Consider the following 1,042-nt stretch of genomic DNA (forward strand, 5'->3'; position numbering starts at 1 on the left):
TGGAACACCTCAGCCGGCCACCACCGCGGCGATGCCCGCACTGTGAGGCCGCCCTCGACCAGCCACCTTGAAAGCGATCTGCCAAAGTAGTGCTAAGCTCATTGGGCTTGGTTTTCGAACTCGACAGGGCTGAGGTAGCCCAAGATCGCGTGCCGCCGCACCGGGTTGTAGAAGCGTTCGATATAGTCGAACACATCGGCCCGAGCCTCGCCCTGCGTGCGGTAGGTCCGTCGGGCCATGCGCTCGGTCTTCAGCGAGGAGAAGAAGCTCTCCATCGCCGCGTTGTCCTACACGTTGCCCGACCAGCTCATCGAGCAGGTCACTCCGTGCTCGGCCATCAGACGCTGTAAGGCTTCGCTCGTGTAGTGCGAGCCCTGGTCCGAGTGATGCAGCAAGGCATCCGGCTTGCCCCTGCGCCAGATCGCCATGACGAGCGCATCCGTGACGCGTTGAGCCGTCATGCTGGTCTGCATCGACCAGCCCACGACACAGCGCGAGAACAGATCGATGACGGCGGCGACGGAGAGCCAGCCCTCGGCGGTCCAGATATACGTGAAGTCGGCGATCCATTTCCGGTTCGGAGCATCCGCCGCGAACCGCCGCTCCAAGAGATTGGGCGAGGCGGCAGCCCGGTCACCCTCGTCCGTCAGTAGCCCCCGCCGGCGCGGTCGCGCTCGCAAGGCGTTCTCGCGCATGATCCGCTCGATGCGGTGCAGCCCGCACGCGACACCCTCAGCCAACACATCGCGCCAGACGCGCCTCGCGCCGTAGGTGCGGTCGCTGGCCACAAAGCTCGCGTGGGCCTTGCTCAGGATGGCTTCGTCGTCCCGTATGCGTTGGCCGGGCTGCCGGGTGAGCCAAGCGTGTAAGCCGGAGCGCGAGACACCCAGCGCCGCGCACATCCAGGCAACCGGCCAGACAGCGCGATGCTTTGCGATGAACGCGAATGATCGTCCCCCGCTTCCACGGACACGGGGGTTAGCTCGCGTTCCTCTCGGCCTGCTCGGGTGTGATATAACCGAGCGCCGAGTGGATGCGCAGC

General features: G+C 65.5%; 1 pseudogene. It reads right to left on the minus strand.

What is annotated here, in order from left to right:
* Positions 1 to 98: 98 nt before the first annotated feature.
* Positions 99 to 947 (minus strand): annotated as a pseudogene (locus tag HNR00_RS25310) (IS3 family transposase); the annotation flags it as partial.
* Positions 948 to 1,042: the final 95 nt, after the last annotated feature.

This window comes from Methylorubrum rhodinum (genome assembly GCF_014199935.1).
GTDB lineage: Bacteria > Pseudomonadota > Alphaproteobacteria > Rhizobiales > Beijerinckiaceae > Methylobacterium > Methylobacterium rhodinum.